Annotated in this window: 2 protein-coding genes; both read left to right on the top strand. The window is 53.2% G+C overall.

What is annotated here, in order from left to right; translation table 11 throughout:
- The coding region (locus tag V6D20_15430) for a hypothetical protein (GenBank protein HEY9817172.1) at positions 1-488 on the top strand (488 nt) is incomplete at its 5' end.
- A gap of 144 nt (positions 489-632) precedes the next feature.
- Positions 633-962, top strand: coding sequence for a hypothetical protein (locus V6D20_15435; protein ID HEY9817173.1), 330 nt, complete (start codon positions 633-635; stop codon positions 960-962).
- Positions 963-1,155: the final 193 nt, after the last annotated feature.

Consider the following 1,155-nt stretch of genomic DNA (forward strand, 5'->3'; position numbering starts at 1 on the left):
AGGACCCCATTGAACTCCAAGCCAACGATCGGGTTATGGCCGTTGCTGTGGTCCCCGCCAATGGCCCAATGTGGGTAGGAACTCGCGCCGGCTCAATTGAGATCTTCGATTTGCACAGCGGCCAACACCTCACAAGCGTTACGGGAGCCCACCAAGGCCGAATCTATTCGCTAATCCGAGCTGGCACGCTCATGTGGTCTTCGGGCGACGATGGCGTCTCCATTATCGACACCGAAGGCTTCTTTCTCGCTGCCAAATTCGAAATTGGCATTGTAACCGAACTCCAAGAGCTGAGTGGAGGCCTTGTAGGAATTGCTCCAGCAGCCTCCAACACCAATATTCACCTCTGGGGCGGTGATGGTTCCCATCAAGGCTCTAGCGCCGTCCAAGGCACCTGGAACTCTGTCGCCACCAATGGCAAGGATCTCTGGCTGGGCGGAGTAGGCCGCATTTGCACTTTCAGCCTTCCAAAACTTGGTAAGATATAGTCTCTCTCGCTCTCTCTATCTCTCTCTCTGACTTCTTCAAGATACTCCCAAGTACTTCAATGCTCACCGTGACCGAGCTACGGTAAGCTGTCTCGTTTTCGAGGAGGTCAATGCCTGGTCTGGCGGCTCGGATGGTGTCATCTGTTGCTGGCACATGCAGGTAACCCCTTCTTTGAACCACCTTACCCTCAGTCCCGTGATTTGCTTCTTCGAGTTGAATCCGAGGACGGACTTCACACCAACTGCATTGTCGGCGAATATGTCTTGTTTGGTGGCTTTAATTACATTCATGCCTTCCGCAGAGGGGAAATGAAGGAGCTTCCCCCCATTGCCATTGATCGTGGTAACATCTGGGTCATCCGGGCCCTCGACAACAAGGGTAAGTTCTACTCCCTGACCATAGCTGTGGTTGGCTCCGCTGATGGCTCGGTGTCGATCTGGAGCCTCCTGGCTGACGATGACGTGACATTCTAACTACACTTAAACAGAAACCCTACTTGTAATCAAGCGGAGGAGAGCTCACCTGGACCTGGGGCTGGGTAGCTCCAGATCCAACAACTGTCAAGGACTTCTCGTTGCTGAGGCTTGGGTCATTGTTCTCATGGGAGAGAAACTTACCGTTCAGAACTTCAGAAGGGCTATGCCGGGATCGTTCGCATTAGCAGTT

The sequence above is a fragment of the Candidatus Obscuribacterales bacterium genome, from assembly GCA_036703605.1.
Lineage (GTDB): Bacteria > Cyanobacteriota > Cyanobacteriia > RECH01 > RECH01 > RECH01.